Source organism: Citromicrobium bathyomarinum (assembly GCF_038594605.1).
GTDB lineage: Bacteria > Pseudomonadota > Alphaproteobacteria > Sphingomonadales > Sphingomonadaceae > Alteriqipengyuania > Alteriqipengyuania bathyomarina_B.
Map to the genome: position 1 here is coordinate 1,200,924 of NZ_JBCFZM010000001.1, position 21,423 is coordinate 1,222,346.

The window sequence follows — 21,423 nt, forward strand, 5'->3', positions numbered from 1 at the left end:
GGAAGCTCAAGCACTCAGGTGACAAGCGGTGCGCGTGGTGCTTATGGGTCCGCCCATGACGCAAGAACTATCGACCACCTTCGAACCCGCCGCAATCGAAGAGCGCTGGTACGCCCATTGGGAAGAGAACGGCCGCTTCCGGCCAGAGCGCCCGGACGCGCAGGCCTTCACCATCGTCAACCCGCCGCCCAACGTCACCGGCAGCCTGCATATCGGCCATGCGCTGGACAACACGCTACAGGACATCATCGTCCGGTACGAGCGGCTGCGCGGCAAGGATGCGCTGTGGGTGGTCGGCACCGACCATGCGGGCATCGCGACGCAGATGGTGGTCGAACGCCAGCTGGAAGCGAGGCAGGACAAGCGGACCAACTACTCGCGCGAAGACTTCATCGGGAAAGTCTGGGAGTGGAAGGAAGAAAGCGGCGGCACGATCACCGGCCAGTTGCGCCGGCTGGGCTGCTCGATGGACTGGTCGCGTGAACAATTCACGATGGACGATCACTTCAGCAAGGCCGTCACCAAGACCTTCGTCGATCTCTACAATGACGGGCTGATCTACCGCGACAAGCGGCTGGTGAATTGGGACCCCAAGCTCAAGACCGCGATTTCGGACCTTGAGGTCGAACAGCAGACGATTCCCGGCAGCTTCTGGCACTTCAAGTACCCGCTCGCAGACGGCGTGACGCTGGATAGCGGTGCGGACTTCATCGAGGTCGCGACGACGCGGCCCGAAACGATGCTCGCCGATATGGCAGTGGCGGTGCATCCGACCGACGAACGCTACAAGAGCGTGGTCGGCAAGCACGTGATCCTGCCGATCACCGGGCGCCGCATCCCCATCGTCGCGGACGAGCACGCCGACCCCGAACTGGGTTCGGGCGCGGTGAAGATCACGCCGGGGCACGACTTCAACGATTTCGAGGTCGGCAAGCGCGCAGGCTTTGCGCCTGCCGAGATGCTCAACATGCTCGATGCCGAGGCGAACGTTTGCCAGACCGCCGACGGGCTGGTTCCGCAAGAATTCATCGGCCTCCACCGCTTCCGCCGCGACGAGTTGAACGGTGCGCGCGAAGCCGTGGTCGCGCGGCTGAAGGAAGAGGGCTTCCTGATCCCGCATATCGCCAGGACCAAGAAGGGCGAGGAGGTCGAGCACGACGCCGAACCCCGCCAGATCGCGACGCCCTTCGGCGACCGCGGCGGCGTGGTGATCGAGCCGTGGCTGACCGACCAGTGGTATGTCGACGCCGAAAAGCTGGCGGTGAAGCCGATAGAGGCGGTGCGCAGCGGCGAAGTCGAGATCGTCCCCAAGACGTGGGAGAAGACCTTCTTCAACTGGATGGAGAACATCCAGCCGTGGTGCGTCTCGCGCCAGCTATGGTGGGGGCACCGGATCCCGGCATGGTATGGGCCGGAAGGCCGCGTGATCGTGGCCGAGGACGCCGAAGCCGCACAGAGCCTTGCCGGGCCCGGCGTGGCCCTGGTGCAGGACGAGGACGTGCTCGACACGTGGTTCTCCAGCGCGCTGTGGCCCTTCGCCACGCTCGGCTGGCCGGACAAGACCGACCTCGTTGAAAAGCACTACCCGAACGATCTGCTCATCAGCGGCTTCGATATCCTGTTCTTCTGGGACGCGCGGATGCTGATGGCGGGCTATTTCAACACCGGCCAGAAGCCATGGCCGCGCCTCTATCTGCACGGGCTCGTGCGCGCCGCCGACGGTGCGAAGATGAGCAAGTCGAAAGGCAACGTGGTCGATCCGCTCGGCCTTATCGACCAGTACGGCGCCGATGCGCTGCGCTTCTTCATGGCGGCCATGGAAAGCCAGGGCCGCGACATCAAGATGGATGAGCGCCGGGTCGAGGGGTATCGCAACTTCGCGACCAAGCTGTGGAACGCGGTGCGGTATTGCCAGACCAACGGGATCGGCGCGTCGCAAAGCGTCGCCGCGCCCAAAGCCACGCTGGCGGTCAATTCATGGATCATCGGCGAGGTGATCGAGGCCAAGGCTGCGCTGGAGCAGGCGCTGGCCGATCTGCGCTTCGATGCCGCCGCGAACACGATCTACCACTTCGTTTGGGATCGCTTCTGCGACTGGTATCTGGAACTCATCAAGCCGGTCTTTGCCAAGGACGGCGCGGATGCGGACAGCCCGCCCGCGCAGGAAACGCGCGCGGTCGCCGGCTGGGCGATCGACCAGATCCTCGTCATGCTGCACCCCTTCATGCCCTTCGTCACCGAAGAGCTGTGGCATGCGCAGGCGCAGTTCCAGGGCGGTGAGCGCCCCTACGACCTGATCGTGGCGCAGTGGCCCGATCCGCAGGCCGAAGTCGATGCAAACGCAGTCGCGGCGATCGACTGGATGATCGCGCTGACCACCGCGACCCGCGCCGCGAAGAACGAGTTGGGCATCGCACCCGGCGCCAAGCTGGAAGCATGGCTGCCCGCCCCCTCCCCGCTGGCCGCGAGCATTGTCGAGCGCAGCTCTGCAGCGATCGAGCGGCTGGCCCGCCTCACCCCGCTTCATCTGGCCGAGGAAGCCCCTGCCGGCCCCGCGATGCAGATCGCGGCGGGCGAGGATGCCTTTATCGTCCCGCTGGCAGGGATCGTCGATGTGGAGGCCGAGAAAGCCCGCCTGACCAAGGCGATGGAGGCGAGCCAGAAGGAGTTCGGATCGCTCGACAAACGGCTGTCCAACCCATCCTTCGTCGAAAAGGCCAAGCCCGAAGCGGTCGAGAAGGCGAAGGCCGATGCAGCGTTCCACGCCAGCGAGATCGATCGCCTGCGTAACGCGCTGGCGCGGCTGGGGTAGGCTCGCGCCGCCCCGGCGGGCGAGCCTCCTACCAAAGCGATAGCTGCGATCTTACTTCTGCAAGATGACGCCCTGGATCATTCTTGCCCTACCGCTGCTCGTGGCCGCGTTCCTGCTATACCGCCGCTATTCGAAGCAGCGGAAGCGCAAGGCGCTGCTCGCGTCGTCGCTCACGACACAGCAGCGGGCGGTGGTTGAGAAGCTGGTGCCGCTGGTCCGTCGGTTGCCTCCTCAAGTGCGGTCCGCGCTGGAGGGGAAGATGAACCTCTTCCTCGATCAGATCACCTTCCGCGGCCAGAATGGGTTGGAGGTCACCGAAGAGATGGAGCTCTCGATCGCGGCGCAGGCCTGCCTTCTCGTGGTCAACAGCCCGGTCTGGTACGACACGCTCCGGAACGTGCTGCTCTACCCGTCGGCCTTCCTGACCAACCGCGATACGCACGGCGACGGCGTGGTCTACGAAAACCAGCACGCGACGCTGGGCGAAAGCTGGGCACGCGGCCCGGTCATCCTGTCATGGGACCATGCGCTGCAGGGTGGTCTGGATGCGCAAGACGGGCACAATGTCGTGATCCACGAATTCGCGCACCAGCTCGATAGCCTGTCGGGCCACACCAATGGCATCCCGCTTCTGCGCAAGGGACAGACTTACGCGGGCTGGGAAAGGGCGATGCTCGATGCGTACCAAGACCAGGTGCAGCGCGTCCAAAACGGCGAGCGCACGCTAATCGACCCGTATGGTGCCAGCAACCACCAGGAGTTCTTCGCCGAGGCAATCGTGACCTTCTTCGAGCGGCCTCGCGAGCTGCGCGACCAGGTGCCGGCGCTGTACGATCAATTAGCAACGCTCCTGGCGCTGGACCCCGCAGGGTGGGACTGACCATACGTTCGAGTGGCGGGATCATTCGAATGACGAGCGCCGATTTCCTAACTTCAGGTTTTCTGGCATGCGCTGCCCCATGACTGCTTCCGCTGCCTTCCTTAAAACCACCACCTGCGGTGTTCGTGCGGCAGACCGGAATTCTTGGGCAAGACACTGTGTCAGGTGTGTCAGGGATCGCCTCGCATGAACCTCGTTCTCGCCACCGACGGCCCCGTTGACCTTGGGGGAGGCCCCGAGATTTTCGCCTCCGTACAAGGTGAAGGCCCCAGCGCGGGCGAGCCGACCGCCTTCCTGCGCCTGTCGCGCTGCAACCTCGCCTGCGTGTGGTGCGACACCGCCTATACGTGGCACTTTACCGGCGATGAGCGCCCGCACCGATCCGGCGAAACCTTCGAGCGCAAGGCCAATCAGGTAACGCTCGAGGTGGCCGAGGTGGCGGATCGCATCGCCGCGCTTGGCCAGCGGCGGCTGGTGGTGACCGGCGGCGAGCCGATGTTGCAGGCGGCTCCGCTTGCCGAATTGCTCGCTACGCTGCCCGATATGACGGTGGAGATCGAAACCAACGGCACCGCCTTCCCGCCGCCCAAGCTCGAGGTGTGGGTCGACCAGTTCAATATCAGCCCCAAGCTGACGCATTCGGGCAATGCGCGCGAGCTGGCGATCGTGCCGGGCGTGCTGCGCCGCTATGCCAGCGATGCCCGCGCGTTCTTCAAGTTCGTCGTCGCCGAGCCCGCCGATGTCGAGGAAGTGCGCGAGCTTGTGCGTGCGCACGCCCTGCCACGCGGGCGCGTGTTCCTGATGGCCGAAGGCACCGACGGCGCGACCTTGCGCGCGCGGCAGGAATGGCTGGTGCCGCTATGCCTCGAACACGGCTTCAGGCTTTCGGATCGGCTGCATATCCATCTGTTCGGCGACACACGAGGGACGTAACAGGTTCGCGGGCGCGCGATGCCGGCGAATCGGGGGGTTTTTCGGAATGGGTTTTTCATCGCAGCAATCGCTTCCGCGATCGATCGGTCTGGTCGTCGGGCTGATCGTGGCAGGCCTGGCTGTTCGCTTTTTTCTGGCGGGGGGCATCGAGGAGTATTTCAACCCGCAGAAGCGGGTGGAAAACCAGATCGAAGCCGCGCTCAAGGCAAATCCCGGCGATCTCGCCCTGATGGACGCGATCGAAACCCATTTCCCTCTTCAATACGACAAGATGCTCGATAGGCTCGGTGACGCAGCCATCCAGGCCGAGGATGAAGAGACCCTACTGCTGGCAATCAATAACGTGCTCCAAGAGTTCATGGCGAGCCATCGCAACGATTTTGCCTACGCGCCGACACAGAACCTGCGCTCCGTTCTTGCCGACGAGGAAGCGCTGGTGGATATGCTGTCGCGCGAAAACCCGACGATGTGCAGCGATTATCTGTTCGGAAGGATCGAGGTGACGGACGAAACCTCGCAAGAGCTGCGGACGCTTTTCGGCAAGTCCGTCGCAAGCCGGGTGGAGGCAATGGCGACAGGCAGACGCGACCAGCAGATGCGGTTGGCCGTGACCCCCTCACTGGTGGCAAAGCTGCGCCAGTCCATGGTGCAAGAGGGCGCCTCTGAAGCACAATTGGCGATGCTCTTCGACCAAGGCGACCCGGGCGTCCTGTCAAGCGCACAACAGTGCGAAGCCTTGCGGAAATTGCACGCCGCCGTTGGCAAAATGCCGGATGAGGACGCAGCCTTGTTGATCGGCACTTTGCTCAACGCGGCCTGATCGTCTTACGAGTGACTGCGCCAGCGCTCCACGATCCGCTCCAGTGCCTCTTCCTCGCCACCGGTTTCGCGCCACAGCTTGCTGAAGCTCGGGTCTTCCGAAGCGGGCCGCTTGGATTCCTCCAGCGTGTCGAAGGTCACCCGCATCGGCACCGACGAGCCCTCGCCGCAGATGATGCATTCGCGGTTGCGGAGCGCGGCGATCGAATCGAGGAACCCGCGCGCGCCCTCGGGCATGGCAGCCTTGACGAAGGCCTGGTCGCGCTCGTTGTTGAGCCGCATCGAGATGATCGTGCCGCATTGCGAGAGCACGCCTTCGGCAAGGTCGGATGGACGCTGCGTCACCAGGCCGAGGGCAACGCCGTATTTGCGCCCCTCCTTGGCGATCCGGCTGAGCACCTTGCCGACCGAGGAGCTGTCGAAGTTCTTCTCGCTGGGAACGTATCGGTGCGCTTCCTCGCACACCAGCAGGATCGGGCGGGTCCGCTCTTCGCGGGCCCAGGTGGCGTAATCGAACACCAGCCGGCTGAGTACCGCGACCACGGTGGCGGTAATGTCGGACGGCACGCCTGAGACGTCGATGATGGAGATCGGCTTGTCCTCGGTCGGCAGACGCAGGATGCGGCCGAGAAACTCGGCCATCGTGTCGCCCACCAGCATGCCGGAGAACATGAACTGGTAGCGCGGATCGGACTTGAGCTCGTCCAGCTTGGTCTTGATCCGCATATAGGGCGCGATGCCGGTCGCCTTGTCGAGATCGCCCATTTCCTTGGTCAGCGCCGCCGACAGGTCCGACAGGAGATACGGCACCGGCGAATCGACGGTGACCTTGCCGATGCTTTCGGCCAGACGGTTCTTGCTGCGCGCGACAAGCAGGCACTTGGCCAGAATGTCCGCATCGATCTGCCGGTTGCTGCCCTGGCTGGTCAGCAGGATTTCGCAGTGTTCCTCGAAGTTCATCAGCCAGTACGGCATCCGCAGATTGCCGACGTCGAGGATCGCGCCATTGGTCTTGAAGGCACTGGCATATTCGCCGTGCGGATCGATCATGATGACATGGCCCTGCGGCGCAGCCTCGCAGATCCGGTGAAGCATCAGCGCAGTGGTGGTCGACTTGCCCGTCCCGGTCGAGCCGAGCAGCGCGAAATGCTTACCGAGGAGCGAGTCGATATAGAGCCCGGCGCGAATGTCGCGCGTGGGAAAGACCGTGCCGATTTCGATGAAGGCGCGCCCGTCGCCCGCGAAGACGTGGCGCAGATCGTTGGTGCTGGCGGCGAAGACCATGCCTCCGGGCACCGGATAACGGGTGACGCCGCGGCGGAAGCCCCGGATGCGACCGGTCAGCTTTTCCTCCGCCCCCTCGCCCAGAAAGTCGATTTCGGCGACAATCCCGCCGGTGCCCCTGCGGTCGCGTTTCTGGTTGCGCACGCTCGCGAGCAGCCAGTTGTCGCCCGCGCGAATTTTCACCTGGCTGCCGACCTGCCCGGCAAGCGCGATCGCCGGATCGTCGTCACCGGCGCATTCGCTCAGCCGTTCGGGGTCGAGCGCGATGATCGCGCCCGCACCGGCCACGTCGAGCACGACGCCGATCGGCTGGCCGGTCGGATTGGCGCGCCGCGGTTCGACGACCTCGTCCTGCTCAACCGGATAATTCGCTGCCTGGCGGAACTCGTGACCACCGTTGTCAGTCATGCGCAACCCCTCGTCGCTTCAGCGGCTACCCTTCGTCCCGGAGCCACCAAACGCCCTAGAGCGAGACGGTTAAGATGGGGTCAATCCGTTCGGCCGGGGCTGCCCGCGCAGGCCCCCTCAGGACCGGTTGAAGAGGCGCCCGGCCAGCCAACCCATCAGGAGAGACAGGAAGATGGCGACGAGCCCGTAAAGCAGCGGCTGCCGGTTTGCGAACAGCTCCACGAACCGCTCGAACCCGACCTTGCGAACCGAGACTTCGGCCACTGCGGAGGCGACCACACGGCCATCGCGCAAGGCGAAGGTCTCCGCCGTATAGGCACCCGTCTGGACGTTGGAAGGCAAGCCGATGCGCGCCTGGTAAAGCACGCCTTCGCGCACGGTCACGCCGTCCTCGATCGTGCGGTAGAGGCCCTGCCGCTCACGCAGGTCGACCAGCCCGGCGCGCATTCTCGCCTGTTCTTCAAGATCGATCGAACCCGACGGGCTGAGCTGGATGAACTCGGTGCCGAATTCGAAGATCGCCGCCGTACGATCGTCCACGATCTGCTCGATCGGGCGGCTGGACGCGACCGCGAAGTAGGATGGCGCGGACCGGAAGGCCGTACTCTCCGCATTCATCCAGATCCCGCCAATCTGCCGCTTCTCACGCAACTGGATGGGCTGGGCCGGCCCCTTGAGGACGACGATGATGTCGAAGGCGTCGTCGCCGCGCTCATCCGGGTCGATCACTGCCCCGAACAGCAGCAGCTCGGTGCCGGTAAAGCCCTGCCGGACCTGCACTTCCTTCTGCGAGACTTCGGGCACCAGAACAGGATCGCGCGCCTCGGCCGTCTGGGCCGGCAGCACAATCAGGCATGCCAGCGTCAACGCGATGCGCCGCAATGCGGTCACAGGTTGACCACCGAATAGACCTCGTCGGGCTGGATGCTGAGCCCGAACAGCATCCGCAGCGCGACGAGCAGCACCGTGGTTGCCAGCGCCAGCCGCAGCCAGTCCGGCTTCAGCATCAGCGCCAGACGCGTGCCGAACTGCGCACCCAGCACCGATCCGACCAGCAGCAACGCGGCCAGCACGAGGTCGACCGCCTTGGTCGTCAGCGCGTGGGTCATGGTCGTCGCCATGGTGACGAACAGGATGTTGAACAGCGATGTGCCGACCACCACCTTGCCGCTCATCCCGAGGATATAGAGCATGGCGGGCACCAGCATGAACCCGCCACCGACCCCCATCAGCATGGTCAGGATGCCGACGCCGGTGCCGAGGATCAGCGGGGCGAGCGGCGAAATGTAGAGACCCGAGGCGTAGAAGCGCCAGCGATAGGGCAGCGAGGCGACCAGCGGATGGTGGCGGCGTTTGGCGGCGCGCTGCTGGCTCTTCGACTGGCGGATATTGAGCGCGGCCAGCGCTTCCTTGAGCATCAGCGCGCCGATCGAACCGAGCATGAATACGTACAGGACGTTGATGACCACATCGATCTGGCCGATCGACTGGAAGAAACTGAACAGCCCCGCGCCGATCAGCGCGCCTGTGACCCCGCCGACCACCAGCACACCGCCCATGCGATAGTCCACTCCACCGCGCCGGTTATGCGCGAGGACACCGGAAACACTGGCGCCGGTCACCTGCGTCGCCGCGGAAGCAGCCGCGACCGTGGGCGGAATTCCGTAGAATATCAGCAGCGGCGTCGTCAGAAATCCGCCCCCCACTCCGAACAGGCCGGAGAGGATACCCGTCAGCGCGCCGAGAGCGACGATGACCAGTCCGTTGACCGATAGGTTCGCGATGGGAAGATAGACGTCCATGACCGCGCGTTGCCGTATGCGCTTTCGCGCAAGTTATAAAGCGCGCATCGGGCGTAATCTGCAGCCTTAGAACGATGCCGATAAAGTCAGCGCAGGTCCGTCGCCTGGGCGGGCATCGCCCGCGACCCGAAAGCGATAGTCGAGCGAGGCGCGCAGATTCGCCCTGCCCGACGACAGGACGAAGGTGGCGGTCGGCCCTGCATCGACACGGGAGGCGCCCCGCTGCGCTCCGCCCCACACTCCGCCGCCGACCGCGACGCGGGCCTTGCCGCTGCGCAGTAGAGGCGCTTCCAGTGTTGCTTTGCCGTCGACGAACGCTGTCTCGAAATCGCCGCCGACATAGCCCGCCTGGAGATAGCTGTCGGCGTTCAGCACACCTGCGATACGCTGTCGTGGCAAGCCGGTGACCACGAAGGCCGCAGGACGCACCTCGGTGCGATCGCCCGGCACGCCTGGACGATCGGTGAGACGCACCTCTCCATGCACCCGCAAGGGAAAGCTGCGCGAAAGGCTGACGCTGGCACCGCTCGCCACCTCGCTCTCCCCATCGCCTACCAGGGCCTTGCTCGCGCGAACATAGACTGCGGGCTGCAACGCGGTGTCGGGGGCGAGCGAATAGCGCACGACCGCGCCGAGCTGATCCGATCCGTAGCTCGCCGGATTGGCGCTGGCGACGCGTCGAGGCCGCGCGCCATCGCGTAGTAGCAGCCAGGCGTCACCCGACCAGCGCCCGGGGCGTGGTGCGCGATCTGCTGGCTCGCTGGCCCGCGTGAGAGAGGTTGCAGGCAGGGGCCCCCAAGCCCACGGCAAGCCCCGCTGGCCGCGCCCCGGCGCCGTGTTGCGCGCTTCGCTCAGCCCCCCGCCGCGCGATCGGTCGATGGCTGGCAGGGTCGCGAAGGCGGCGGCGTAGAGCATCTGGTGGCTGGCCGCACTCCGCGATCTGGCGAGTTGCCCGGAAATAGCGGGATGGGCGAAGGTTAGCCCGGGCGCGGACGGCAGGCGAAGACGATCCTGCGTCGCAACACCCGCAATCCGCGTGAGCGGCAGTGCACCGCCCCGCACCGGCCACTGCGCCAAGACTGGCGACGAAACGGCCATCGCTCCAGTAGCCGCTTCGCCACGAGCAGGCCGGGCAGAACCGGTATTGGCTTTCGCAAAGATCGCATCGGGCGATGGCAATGGAAAGGGCGGTTCCCAGATCGAGGCGCGCACCACCACCCATCCAGCGAGCACCGCCAGCACAGCCATTACCGGCCTTCCGCCCGCGCGCCTTGTCATGCCGTCGCCTGCTGCCCAACGGGCTGATGTCCAACAGACGGGTGCCCGTGATGCTCGGTCTTGTCCCACTGGACCATGCTTCCTCGCAGGCTCGCCAGATATTGGACCACGGCCCGGCGCGCGGCCATGATCGCGATGATGTTGCTGACCGGAAGGCGCAGAATCGAACGTCCGCCCTCGGCCCAGCCATGCTCCATCGCGGTAAAGCCCGCGCGAAACAGCGCCCGCCACAATAGGCTGGCCGCGTTCGCCAGCAACAGCATCTCGGTCACCGGCGTCAGCCCCGGAGACCGGGCGGCACCCAGCGATTCGGCGAGCATCAGCGCGCCGGTAAGCAGCAGAAGCAGATAGGCCACGAACAAGACCAGCGCGGCCAGCGGCCCGCGTCGATCGCGCAAGCGCATCCAGCCATCGAGCGGACTGCCCGTCCAGCCCAGCCGGTCCCACCCTTGCAGTGCGATCCCGCACACCCAGCGGCTCTTCTGGCGTACCGCCGTATCCAGCCGGTGGGGAAAGAACGCGCGGGTCGCGACCAGATGGCCTTCCTCTCCGCGCACTCGCAGGAATGCCGTGCGTCCGCCGTCCTGCGCAACCTTGAGGCCGAGTTCGTAATCCTCGGTCAGGCTCCCGGCATCGAACGGTCCCGTGCCGCCGTTCTGTGCATCGAGCTTCGCCAGCCTGCCGCGCGCGATGGCGCATCCCACACCTGCCGAGGGGAAGCCGGTGCCCAACCAATCGCGCACCACCATCGCCTTGCCGTGCGCTTCGGCGAATTCGTCCATGTAATGGCCCGCCACCCAGCGCGAACCCGCCTGCGGCATCGGCAGCACAGGGATTTGCAGCAGCTCTGCGCTGGCGAGCCCTGCGTCGAACAGCGGCAGCGCAGCCGGGTCCACCATGTCTTCGGCGTCATGAATCACGACCATCGCGTAGTCGATTCCCTCGCGCCGCTCGTCCTGCTGGATCGCACGATAAAGACTGTTCATGCAGTCTGCCTTGGTGGTCGGCCCGATCGCGGAATGAACCACGATCCGCACCCGCTCGTGCCCGCGCGCCGCGCGCGTGGCGGCGGCGATGGTGGTCGGATCATTGGCGTAGCAGCCAACGTAGATCCGCAATTCCGATTGCGGCCAAGCACGCAGCATATGGCGCAGGGTTGCGCCGATCACGTCGTGTTCCTGCCATGCCGGAACGATCACCGCCGCCCTGCCGCCCAAGGCCCGGCCCTCGACACAATCGCGCGCGATCCGCGGCGTGCGAATTTGGCCCCGCAATCTGCCGACCGCATAGAGGATGTCGATCGCGAGCTCGTCCAGGGTCCCCAGGAGAAAGAAAAGGCCCGCGAATAGAAAGAGTTCGTGGTGGATGACGACCATCCAATCGACTGGCGTCAATGCCGCCGCTTCCATGCCGCTCCACCCCTTTTCCCGCCTGCACTCAACCTATCGGAGCGAACCGGGCCTTGCAACGCGCGAAAGATTGAGAAAGAGGATGCGCATGCTCGAACCGATCCGTCGACCAATCCGCCGCGCCGTCGCCCCTGTGCGGGCCCTGTTCGTCAGCGACGCCTCTGCCGGTGTCCTGCTGATCCTGGTGGCCGCCGCCGCGATGATCGTCGCCAACTCTCCGCTGGGGGACGACTACCACGACCTGTTCCATACCTATTGGTGGCCGAAGGAGGTCTTCTATCTCAACAACCTCCACAAGTGGATCAACGACGGGCTGATGGTCCTGTTCTTCTTCGTGGTCGGGCTTGAGGTGAAGCGGGAACTGATCGCCGGACAATTGTCGAGCGCGGACAAGCGGACCCTGCCGATCATCTCGGCGGTCGCCGGGATGGCGGTTCCCGCCCTGATCTACGTCGTTATCGCGGGCGGCGATCCGCGGCTGATCCGTGGCTGGGCAATCCCCGCCGCGACCGACATCGCCTTCGCCATGGGTGTGCTCGGCCTGCTCGGCAGCCGCGTACCCGCGTCGCTGCGCCTGTTCCTGCTGACCGTGGCGATTGTCGACGATATCGGCGCGGTCCTCGTGATCGCCGTCTTCTACACCAGCGAATTGAGCGTGATGTGGCTCGCCATTTCGGTGGCGATCTTCGGCGTACTGGTCGGGATGAACCGTTTCGGCGTGAAGCGATTATGGCCCTTCGTTCTGGTCGCAGTGGCGCTATGGCTCGCCGTGCTGTTCTCGGGCGTCCATGCAACAATCGCAGGCGTGCTTGCCGCGCTGACCATTCCGATGCGCAAGGTCGATGGGCATTCGATGCTGGAAAAGGCTGAGCATGGCCTCGCGCCGTGGAGCGCCTACCTCGTGGTGCCCGTTTTCGGGTTCGCCAATGCCGGCGTCCATATCCTCGAAATGAGCCTGGACGAGGTGTTTGCCGCTCTGCCGCTGGCGATCGCCGCGGGTCTCTTCTTTGGCAAGCAGCTCGGCATTTTCACCATAGTCGTTCTGGCGGTGAAGCTGGGCATTGCGAAGAAGCCGGACAACGCCAACTGGATGGAAATCTGGGGCGTGACCATCCTGACCGGGATCGGCTTCACCATGTCGCTGTTCGTCAGCGGCCTCGCTTTCGGGGATAACGACTTGCTGATCGACGAGGCGAAGATCGGCATTCTGCTCGGCTCGATCATCTCGGCGATCGTTGGTTATGTCGCCCTGCGGATCACCACGAAGCATCCGGAAGAAGCCTCCATGCACGAGGAGGCGAAGGCGACCACGCCCTGAACGCGTTGGTGTCCGCCGCCGTCTTCTCCCGCATCCTTCGATTGGCTTCGCCGTACCCCCGCCGCCGCTTGCGGTCGGGCGTGCTAGAGCCTATCTGGCGCGCTCACAAACTCCTGCTGCGGGCTTTCCGCCCGCCTGCGCCGACCGATCCCTGACAGTCTGCCATACCGCATCATGCCCAATCCCTTCCGCAATCTCTTCCGCAAGGCGCCGACCGGGCCTCGCCCGTCGACCCCGCCGGGCACGCGCTATTACGCGATTGGCGATATTCACGGCTGCGACGCGCTATTCGACGCGCTGATTGCAGCGATCGAGGAAGACGACGCAGCCGCAGAGCCCGCCGACACCACTGCCATCCTGCTGGGCGACCTGGTCGACCGCGGGCCGGGTAGCGCGAAGGTGATCGCCACCGCTCGCGACTGGGGGCAGCGACGCAAGGTCCGCTACCTTGCCGGAAATCACGAGGAGATGTTTCTCGAAAGCTTCCAGGAGGTTGGCGTTCTGCGCCATTTCCTGCGGCATGGCGGGCGCGAAACGATCCTCAGCTATCCGATCGAGAAGTCCGAGTTCAACACGCTCGAGCTCGAACCGCTGCGCAAGCGTTTGCACACGCTCGTGCCCGAGGAGGACCGGGAGTTTCTCGAAAGCTTCGAGGAAATTATCGTCGCGGGCGATTATGCCTTCGTCCACGCCGGAATCGATCCTTCGCGTTCGATCGAGGATCAGGCGCGACAGGACATGCTGTGGATTCGCGAGCGGTTTCTGGGCCACGATGCCCCGTTCGAGAAGATCATCGTGCATGGTCACACCATTTTCGAGGATGTTGAGCATCGCCCCCACCGCATCGGCATCGATACGGGCGCATTTCGCTTCGGGCGCTTGACGGCACTGGTGCTGGAGGGCGAGAGCCGTCGCTTCATCCAGGCGGTCGACCGGGACGGCGAGATCGTAATCGAGAAGTGGGATGAAGAGCCCTAGTGGGTGGCATGCCCGTCAAAGATGCATTCGGTGGCTGGCGACATTGGTGAAAGGTGATTGGTCATGAAAATCGCGATGGTCGGGTCGGGCTATGTCGGCCTGGTATCAGGGGCCTGCTTTGCCGATTTCGGCCACGATGTGGTGTGCATCGACAAGGATCAGGACAAGATCGACCGCCTTCATGACGGGGTCATGCCGATTTACGAGCCCGGGCTCGACGCGCTGGTCGACAACAATGTGAAGACGGGTCGGCTCTCCTTCACCACCTCGCTCGCCGAAGGGATCGAAGGTGCCTCCGCCATCTTCATCGCGGTCGGCACACCCAGCCGCCGCGGCGACGGGCATGCCGACCTTTCGTTCGTTCATGCCGTTGCGCGCGAGATCGGGGAATCGCTGACCAATGATGCGGTCGTCGTCACCAAGTCGACCGTGCCGGTGGGCACCGGCGACCAGGTGGAGCGCATTCTGATGGAAAGCGCGGCGGTAAAGGATCGCGGTCTGAAGGTCGCGGTCGTTTCCAACCCGGAATTCTTGCGCGAAGGTGCGGCGATCGGCGACTTCAAGCGCCCCGACCGGATCGTGATCGGGGCGGAGGACGACTTCGGCCGCAACGTTATGCGCGAAGTCTACCGCCCGCTGTTCCTCAACGAATCGCCGATCCTGTTCGTGGGTCGGCGGACCAGCGAGCTGATCAAATACGCCGCCAACGCCTTCCTCGCGACCAAGATCACCTTCATCAACGAGATCGCGGACCTGTGCGAGAAGGTCGGTGCGAACGTGCAGGACGTCGCGCGCGGGATCGGGATGGACAACCGGATCGGCTCCAAGTTCCTCCACGCAGGCCCCGGCTATGGCGGCTCGTGCTTCCCCAAGGATACGCTCGCGCTGCTCAAGACCGCAGAGGACTACGACAGCCCGACGCGGATCGTCGAGGCGGTCGTGAAGGTCAACGACAGCCGCAAGCGCGCGATGGGCCGCAAGGTCGTCGATGCGCTGGGCGGGCTCGACGCAGCGCGCGGCAAGCGGGTCGCGATGCTCGGCCTGACCTTCAAGCCCAACACCGACGACATGCGCGATTCCCCCGCCATCGCGGTGGCACAGACGCTGGCCGATGCGGGGGTGGAGATCGCCGCCTACGATCCCGAAGGCATGGAAATCGCCGCCCCGCTGATGCCCGAAGTCGAGATGGTCGACGATCCCTACGCCGCGATCGAGGGGGCCGATGCGGTCGTCATCGTGACCGAGTGGGACGTGTTCCGCGCGCTCGATTTCGAGCGGGTCAAGCAACTGGCGAAGTCCCCCGTGCTGGTCGACCTGCGTAACATCTACAATCCCGCCGACATGCGCGAAGCAGGCTTCCACTATACGAGCGTGGGCCGCGAGTAGGACAGCGATTTAGGGTGCCAGGAGGCCTGTAAGCCGGGTTCTGTTCCCATCGCGAACGACGGTCGGCAGCCATTCATCTAGGCGACCTGTTGCCAGGTCGCTCGAGCAGCCAACCCGGACCTCCTCGGAAGCGAAGCGCTCCTGCCATTTCTGGCGCGGGATCCCTATTCGGCCTTGCTCCGGGTGGGGTTTACCATGGCGGGACCTGTTACCAGGCCCCCGGTGCGCTCTTACCGCACCCTTTCAGCGTTACCTGTGAACCTGGAACGCAAGCGTCCCAGCCTCCATCGGCCGTCTACTCTCTGTGGCACTTTCCCTATGGTCGCCCACGGCGGGCGTTACCCGCCACCCTTACTTCGTGGAGCCCGGACTTTCCTCGGTGCTTGCGCAACGCGGCTGCCCAGCCTCCTGGCACAGCCGATATAGGGCAGGCGGGGACGGTTGGAAAGCTCAACTCACCCGCGCTTGCGAGGCACTGTCGAGCCACAAACCACTCGCATCGGCCAGCGCGGCCTCACGCACGTCCTCGGCAATATCGCTCCCCGGCAAGGCCCGCGAGACAACCATCCCGCCCACGCACAGGGCTGCGAGCGAAAGGGCGCGCTGCCTGAAACACACCGAGCGTCGGAGCCGCACCCCTCTACCGCGCCAGCCCCCGGTCGCGGTCGAGCAGCAGCTGGAACAGGATCGCGCGGATCTCACCGTCGATCTCGCCGTCGATTTGCTCGGGCCGCCAGCGCCGCTGGAACGCCTCGACCACTTTGCGCCCGTCGCTGATGTCGTAACCGAACCGCTCCAGCGCGAGATAGAACGCCCCGTCATTGTCGAACGGATCGCCCAGTTCCAGCTTGGTCGGGCGCGGGAGGCACAGGCCCAGCTCGGCGATCCGCGCCCATGGAAACAGCTCGCCCGGGTCGATCTTGCGCTGCGGCGCGACGTCCGAATGGCCGACCACGTTCGCGCGCGGCACGTCGTGACGCTGCACGATCGCGTTGAGCAGCGGCACCAGCGCCCCGATCTGCGCTTCGGAGAATTCGCGGTAGCCAAGCGCGTGGCCCGGATGATCGAGCTCGATCCCCACGCTCACCGCGTTCACGTCGGTCTCGCCGCGCCAGTAGGATACGCCCGCATGCCAGGCGCGCTTTTCCTCGGGCACCAGGCGGGTCACCTCGCCCGCCTCGCTGATTACGTAATGCGCGGAAACCTTCGCTTCGGGATCGGTCAGCCGCTCGATGGCGACATCCGCGCTTTCCATCTCGGTATAGTGGATCACGACCATCGAGACCGGCGCGTTACGCTCGTCGTAATTGGGCGAGAGCCGCTCGTGATGGACCAGTTCGCCCGTCCCGTCACCGATCCCACCGTCACCGGTATCGCGCATGCTCATCCCTCGTGCGGCAAGGTCGCGCCGAGCAGCAGGGTGCCCTCTTCGGCATGGGTCTGGATCATCCCCCCCGATCGTGCGGCGATCAGCGACAGCACATGTGCAGGCGCGGTGCGGCCGGACAACTCCACCGGATCCAGCTTGCCCGCCAGCGCCTCGCCAAGCTGCGGATCGAAGGCGATCTTGGTGCCCGTCGCGCGGATCACGATCTCGGTCGCATCGTCACGCTCTTCCGCCCCGATATCGAGCGTACCGCCGCGCACCAGCGCATCGAGCCCCATGTTCGAAAGGTTAAGCATGATCTTGGCCGCCGTCTTTGAAAGCGTGGGCGTGGCGATTTCCCAGTTCAACGCGATCCGCTTGGCATCGGCGGCCAGCGCCTCGATCACGCCCCTGGGTTCGTCGACCGAAATCCGCTCCCCGAAGCCGCCGGCCGCGCCATAGGCGAGGCGGAAGAACTTGAGCTTGGCGGCGCTGGTGCGTGCGCTCTGTTCGAGCAGTTCGAAACAGCGCTGGCGCATCTGCGGGTCTTTTTCGTCCGCGAGCAGCTCGAGCCCGTTCGACAGCGCGCCGACGGGCGAAAGCATGTCGTGGCACAGCCGCGAACAAAGCTGGCTGGCGAGCAGCAGCGGATCGGTCTCGCTCATGCGAAAGCTCCCGTTATCTGCGCCCTGACACACCTGACACAGTGTCCAGGGGCAAAAAAGCGACCGCGCGCGATGCGCGTTACGGAGCGGGCGTGAATTGTCGAATGGGGATAGATCATCGCCACCTGCCTAGCGCGGCGCGACTTCGTAGGAAAGCGCCTCGAATCCATCCTCCCCATCGCGGAAGAACCCGATTCCACCGTTCGCGACGATGGCCCAGACCTTCCCATCATGCGCCGCGCTCTCCCGGTCCGTGAGTGAGGGTTCGGCTCTTCCCTTGGGATGCGAGTGGTAGTAGCCCAAGATTCGCGGCCCGCCTTCGCGCTCCGACTTGTGCGCGGCGATCAGCGCGGCGGGGTCGATTTCGAAATGGGTTTCGGGCCTCGGGTGGATGTTGGCGGTGGGGTGCGCGTGCGTAATCGCAGAGCCTTCGCCCAGCAGCAGGCCGCAGCATTCGTGGGGGTGGGCGTTGGCGGCGTGGGCGAAGACGGCTTGGATGATGGTCTGGTCGATCCTTATCGCTGCTCGCGGCTCGGCCTCTGTCAAAGAAGCCGTTCGTCCTGAGCCTGTCGAAGGGCGAATGGTTCGCGCCTTCGCCAGCGAAGTGAGTCGATCCCATCGCCCAGCCATCAGCGCTTCCTTCTTCCCTCGCGACCAGCCTTTGATGCGGCGTTCCGATGCAAGCGCTTCTTCGCGCGAAACGAAATCCTGCGACCAGACATGCTCAACCGGCAGGCGCGTTCTGGTCCAATGCGAACCTTCGCCTGCCTGATGTTCGGCAATCCTGATTTCCAGATTATCGGTATGGCCGGTGTAGTACGATCCGTCAGCACATCGCAGGATGTAAACGAAGAAAGCCATGCTGCGAGTGTAGAGCCGGTTCGCCCTTCGACAAGCTCAGGACGAACGGACTGTCGTCGAACCAATCGATCCCGTTGCTGGTGAGGCCGTCGAAGCGTTAGGACTGCTCGAAGTTCACCCTTCGACAAGCTCGGCACGAACAGTATGGAACCACCATGAGTGCCCCCCTCACCGGAACCATCCCATCCCTCACCCGCCTGGACAAGGCGCTGGCAGAGGCCACCGATCTCTCGCGCGAGCGGATCAAAGGCCTTATCGCGCAGGGCGCGGTGACGGTCGGCGGCGCTCCCGCCACCTCTCCCTCAGCCAAGGTCGAGGCAGGTGCGCGCTTCACCATCGCCCTTCCCGCCCCCACCCCGCTGGAAGCCGAGCCGCAGGATATCCCGCTCGTCATCGCTTACGAAGACGAACACCTGATCGTAGTCGACAAGCCGGCGGGTATGGTCGTTCACCCGGCAGCGGGGAATCGCGACGGCACGCTCGTCAATGCGCTGCTGCATCACTGCCGAGGCCAGCTTTCGGGCATCAACGGCGTCGAGCGGCCCGGCATCGTGCACCGGATCGACAAGGATACCAGTGGCTTGCTCGTCGTTGCGAAGACCGATTCTGCGCATGAGGGGCTTGCGAAACAGTTCGCCGATCACAGCATTTCGCGCCGCTATGTCGCGCTCTGCGCAGGTCGGCCCCGGCCCGCCACCGGCACGATCGATGCGCGGCTCGGCCGGTCGGACCGCGATCGCAAGAAGATGGCTGTCCTTCCCCCCGATGCCTCGCGCGGCAAGCATGCGGTCACGCATTACCGGACAATCGATTCTTGGGATGTCGCAAGCAAAATTGAATGCCGGCTGGAGACGGGCCGCACGCATCAGGTGCGCGTTCACTGTGCGTCAATAGGTCATCCGTTATTGGGGGACCCACAATATGGACGCGATCCGAAGGCCTTACGGCCGATCCTCGAAACACTGGGCTTCCGCAGGCAGGCGCTCCACGCCGCCAGCCTCGGCTTCATCCATCCCGCCACCGGCGAGCCGGTCCATTTTCAGGCTGACCTGCCCCGGGACATGGAGGAACTGATCGACGAAATCGCTCGTTGAAATCGATGAACAGCGCTCGAAATTGCGCGCGCGGCGGCCTATAAAGGATGTGTGGCCATGCCAGTCGGATGCCCATCAGGGGTCCAAGCCCGATGTCGGGGGGGGCGGGTCGACATAGAAAGGTTAGGGACGAAATGAGTAAAAGCAAGGCAGTAGCCATACCGGCCCTCGGCGGAGAGCAGAGCCTCAACCGCTATTTGTCGGAAATCAAGAAATTCCCCGTGCTGACGGCAGAGCAGGAATACATGCTCGCCAAGCGGTACGAAGAGCATGAAGACCCGGAGGCTGCGGCACAGTTGGTGTCGAGCCACCTGCGGCTCGTGGCCAAGATCGCGATGGGCTATCGCGGCTATGGTCTGCCCGTGTCCGACCTCATTTCCGAAGGCAATGTCGGCCTGATGCAGGGCGTCAAGAAGTTCGAAGCCGATCGCGGCTTCCGCCTGGCGACCTATGCCATGTGGTGGATCAAGGCGAGCATCCAGGAATACATCCTGCGCTCCTGGAGCCTCGTGAAGATGGGGACCACTGCGGCGCAGAAAAAACTGTTCTTCAACCTGCGCCGGATGAAGAAGCAGCTGGAAGCCTATGAGGATTCCGATCTGCACCCCGACGATGTGACCAAGATCGCGACCGATCTGGGCGTGCCGGAGCAGGAAGTCATCAACATGAACCGCCGCATGATGATGGGCGGCGACAGCTCGCTCAACGTCTCGATGCGCGGTGAAGAGGAAAACGCCAGTCAGTGGCAGGATTGGCTGACCGATGATCGCCCCTTGCAGGACGAGACGACCGCCAATGCGCAGGAAAAGCATGTCCGGCACGAAATGCTGCTCGAAGCGATGGATTCGCTCAACGACCGCGAGAAGCACATTCTGACCGAGCGTCGCCTGACCGAAGACCCGCAGACGCTCGAAGAGCTGAGCAAGGTTTACGACGTCTCGCGCGAACGTATCCGCCAGATCGAGGTGCGCGCGTTCGAGAAGCTCCAGAAGGCGATGCAGCGGATCGCGAACGACAAGATGATGCCGATCGCGGCGTAATATCTGCCTGACTGCAAACGAACAGAACGCCGCCCCGCGATTTCGCAGGGCGGCGTTTTTCATATCGGCGGTTGGCACGCCTTTGCCTTAATTCGCCGAGCTTGCCGTCCGCTTCCGCCTTGCGAAGCGGGTGAGCCCGATCGGACCGAGCAGGTTGACCGACACCTCGGGCCCGGCGTCGGGCAGGTCGCGCGAAACAGGCCAACGCCGGTGATTGTCGCAACGCCCCGCACCCCCTAGATTGCCGGGCGTGCTATTCCGTATTCTTCAATTCCTGACCACGCTGGTCGCGACGTTCATCGGGCTCAGCCTGTTCCTGACCGTGCTGTGGCGCTTCGTGCCCGTGCCCGTCACCATGACCATGGCGATGGACGAGCACGGCTATACCAAGGACTGGCGCAGCCTCGACGATATTGACCGCAGCATGGTGCGCGCGGTGATCGCTTCGGAAGACCAGAACTTCTGCGAGCATGACGGGTTCGACTACGCCGCCATCCAGGCAGCGATGGAGAACAACCTAAAGGGCGGTAAGCAGCGCGGCGGCTCCACGATCAGCCAGCAGACCGCCAAGAACGTGTTCCTGTGGCAAGGCGGCGGGTTCGTCCGCAAAGGGCTGGAGGCGTGGTTCACCGTGCTGATCGAGAACCTGTGGACCAAGCGGCGGATCATGGAGGTCTACCTCAACGTCGCAGAGACCGGCATCGGCACTTACGGTGCGCAGGCGGGATCGCTGCGCTATTTCGGGCACGGGGCAGACCGGCTGAGCAACAGCGAGGCGGCGCGCATGGCGGTTGCCCTGCCCAGCCCCAAGAAGCGCGAAGTGAAGAACCCGCAAGGCTGGCTGCGCCGACATGGCGACCGCATGGCGCGCGCAGTCGATACCATGGCGCGCGAAGGGCTGGATGCCTGCGTTTATGAGTAGGGCGGCGAACGTCGCGTCGGAATAGCGCTGGGCTTTCAAATGGTTGCCCGCGCTCCGCGACCATGTATGATATACTATACCGCCGAATGATATTCCATATCTAGTTGTTTTGAAATGATTTTTCTTGTGTGGCGATGATCATCGCGTCTATTCGCGGGGCTCGCATGA

19 protein-coding genes and 1 other RNA gene are annotated in these 21,423 nt (G+C 64.4%); 10 read left to right on the forward strand and 10 right to left on the reverse strand.

Features of this window, described 5'->3' with window-relative positions; all coding sequences use genetic code 11:
* Window positions 1-55 precede the first annotated feature (55 nt).
* The 4 genes from AAG612_RS05855 (at window position 56) to AAG612_RS05870 (ending at window position 5,445) form a co-directional block, all read left to right on the forward strand.
* The gene (locus AAG612_RS05855; RefSeq protein WP_342508160.1) at window positions 56-2,812 is read left to right on the forward strand and encodes a valine--tRNA ligase; all 2,757 of its coding nucleotides are present in this window, start codon (window positions 56-58) and stop codon (window positions 2,810-2,812) included.
* A 64-nt stretch (window positions 2,813-2,876) separates the two neighbouring features.
* On the forward strand, window positions 2,877-3,692 hold the full coding sequence (locus AAG612_RS05860) for a M90 family metallopeptidase (RefSeq protein WP_342508162.1): 816 nt from the start codon (window positions 2,877-2,879) through the stop codon (window positions 3,690-3,692).
* Between the two features lie 186 nt (window positions 3,693-3,878).
* The gene (locus AAG612_RS05865) at window positions 3,879-4,625 is read left to right on the forward strand and encodes a 7-carboxy-7-deazaguanine synthase QueE (protein WP_342508164.1); all 747 of its coding nucleotides are present in this window, start codon (window positions 3,879-3,881) and stop codon (window positions 4,623-4,625) included.
* Between the two features lie 46 nt (window positions 4,626-4,671).
* Window positions 4,672-5,445, forward strand: a complete 774-nt coding sequence (locus AAG612_RS05870; protein WP_342508166.1) for a hypothetical protein — start codon at window positions 4,672-4,674, stop codon at window positions 5,443-5,445.
* Window positions 5,446-5,450: 5 nt separating this feature from the next.
* On the opposite strand, the gene AAG612_RS05875 is transcribed toward AAG612_RS05870, so the two are convergent.
* From AAG612_RS05875 to AAG612_RS05895, 5 genes are all read right to left on the reverse strand, one after another.
* A complete protein-coding gene (locus AAG612_RS05875; protein ID WP_342508169.1) occupies window positions 5,451-7,136 on the reverse strand; it encodes an ATP-binding protein in 1,686 nt (561 codons plus the stop codon).
* Between the two features lie 117 nt (window positions 7,137-7,253).
* Entirely contained in the window at window positions 7,254-7,982 is a 729-nt protein-coding gene (locus AAG612_RS05880; protein WP_342508171.1) for a TIGR02186 family protein, read from the reverse strand.
* 41 nt (window positions 7,983-8,023) lie between these two features.
* A complete protein-coding gene (locus tag AAG612_RS05885; protein WP_342508173.1) occupies window positions 8,024-8,938 on the reverse strand; it encodes a sulfite exporter TauE/SafE family protein in 915 nt (304 codons plus the stop codon).
* Between the two features lie 66 nt (window positions 8,939-9,004).
* A complete protein-coding gene (locus tag AAG612_RS05890; protein WP_342508175.1) occupies window positions 9,005-10,186 on the reverse strand; it encodes a hypothetical protein in 1,182 nt (393 codons plus the stop codon).
* Window positions 10,187-10,212: 26 nt separating this feature from the next.
* Window positions 10,213-11,625, reverse strand: a complete 1,413-nt coding sequence (locus AAG612_RS05895) for a glycosyl transferase family protein (RefSeq protein WP_342508177.1) — start codon at window positions 11,623-11,625, stop codon at window positions 10,213-10,215.
* A gap of 88 nt (window positions 11,626-11,713) precedes the next feature.
* On the opposite strand from AAG612_RS05895, the gene nhaA reads away from it, so the two are divergent.
* The 3 genes from nhaA (at window position 11,714) to AAG612_RS05910 (ending at window position 15,307) form a co-directional block, all read left to right on the forward strand.
* Entirely contained in the window at window positions 11,714-12,943 is a 1,230-nt protein-coding gene (gene nhaA, locus AAG612_RS05900; RefSeq protein ID WP_342508179.1) for a Na+/H+ antiporter NhaA, read from the forward strand.
* 174 nt (window positions 12,944-13,117) lie between these two features.
* Window positions 13,118-13,921, forward strand: a complete 804-nt coding sequence (locus tag AAG612_RS05905) for a metallophosphoesterase family protein (RefSeq protein ID WP_342508181.1) — start codon at window positions 13,118-13,120, stop codon at window positions 13,919-13,921.
* 63 nt (window positions 13,922-13,984) lie between these two features.
* Complete coding sequence (locus AAG612_RS05910; RefSeq protein WP_342508183.1) at window positions 13,985-15,307, forward strand: UDP-glucose dehydrogenase family protein; 1,323 nt, start codon at window positions 13,985-13,987, stop codon at window positions 15,305-15,307.
* A 13-nt stretch (window positions 15,308-15,320) separates the two neighbouring features.
* Here the strand turns inward: AAG612_RS05910 and rnpB are convergent.
* The 5 genes from rnpB to AAG612_RS05935 form a co-directional block, all read right to left on the reverse strand.
* Window positions 15,321-15,719, reverse strand: an RNA gene (rnpB, locus tag AAG612_RS05915) — RNase P RNA component class A.
* 38 nt (window positions 15,720-15,757) lie between these two features.
* Complete coding sequence (locus tag AAG612_RS05920; protein ID WP_342508185.1) at window positions 15,758-15,883, reverse strand: hypothetical protein; 126 nt, start codon at window positions 15,881-15,883, stop codon at window positions 15,758-15,760.
* Window positions 15,884-15,947: 64 nt separating this feature from the next.
* Window positions 15,948-16,694, reverse strand: coding sequence for an N-acetylmuramoyl-L-alanine amidase (locus tag AAG612_RS05925; protein ID WP_342508187.1), 747 nt, complete (start codon window positions 16,692-16,694; stop codon window positions 15,948-15,950).
* The gene (locus AAG612_RS05930) at window positions 16,691-17,338 is read right to left on the reverse strand and encodes a histidine phosphotransferase family protein (protein WP_342508189.1); all 648 of its coding nucleotides are present in this window, start codon (window positions 17,336-17,338) and stop codon (window positions 16,691-16,693) included. Before AAG612_RS05930 ends, AAG612_RS05925 begins: the two co-directional genes overlap by 4 nt.
* Window positions 17,339-17,467: 129 nt before the next feature.
* Window positions 17,468-18,199, reverse strand: coding sequence for a Mov34/MPN/PAD-1 family protein (locus AAG612_RS05935; protein ID WP_342508191.1), 732 nt, complete (start codon window positions 18,197-18,199; stop codon window positions 17,468-17,470).
* A gap of 155 nt (window positions 18,200-18,354) precedes the next feature.
* Between AAG612_RS05935 and AAG612_RS05940 the strand changes: the two genes are divergently transcribed.
* The 3 genes from AAG612_RS05940 (at window position 18,355) to mtgA (ending at window position 21,255) form a co-directional block, all read left to right on the forward strand.
* Complete coding sequence (locus tag AAG612_RS05940) at window positions 18,355-19,293, forward strand: RluA family pseudouridine synthase (protein ID WP_342508193.1); 939 nt, start codon at window positions 18,355-18,357, stop codon at window positions 19,291-19,293.
* A 134-nt stretch (window positions 19,294-19,427) separates the two neighbouring features.
* Entirely contained in the window at window positions 19,428-20,333 is a 906-nt protein-coding gene (gene rpoH / locus AAG612_RS05945) for an RNA polymerase sigma factor RpoH (RefSeq protein WP_342508195.1), read from the forward strand.
* A 250-nt stretch (window positions 20,334-20,583) separates the two neighbouring features.
* The gene (gene mtgA, locus AAG612_RS05950) at window positions 20,584-21,255 is read left to right on the forward strand and encodes a monofunctional biosynthetic peptidoglycan transglycosylase (RefSeq protein ID WP_342508197.1); all 672 of its coding nucleotides are present in this window, start codon (window positions 20,584-20,586) and stop codon (window positions 21,253-21,255) included.
* Window positions 21,256-21,423 lie beyond the last annotated feature (168 nt).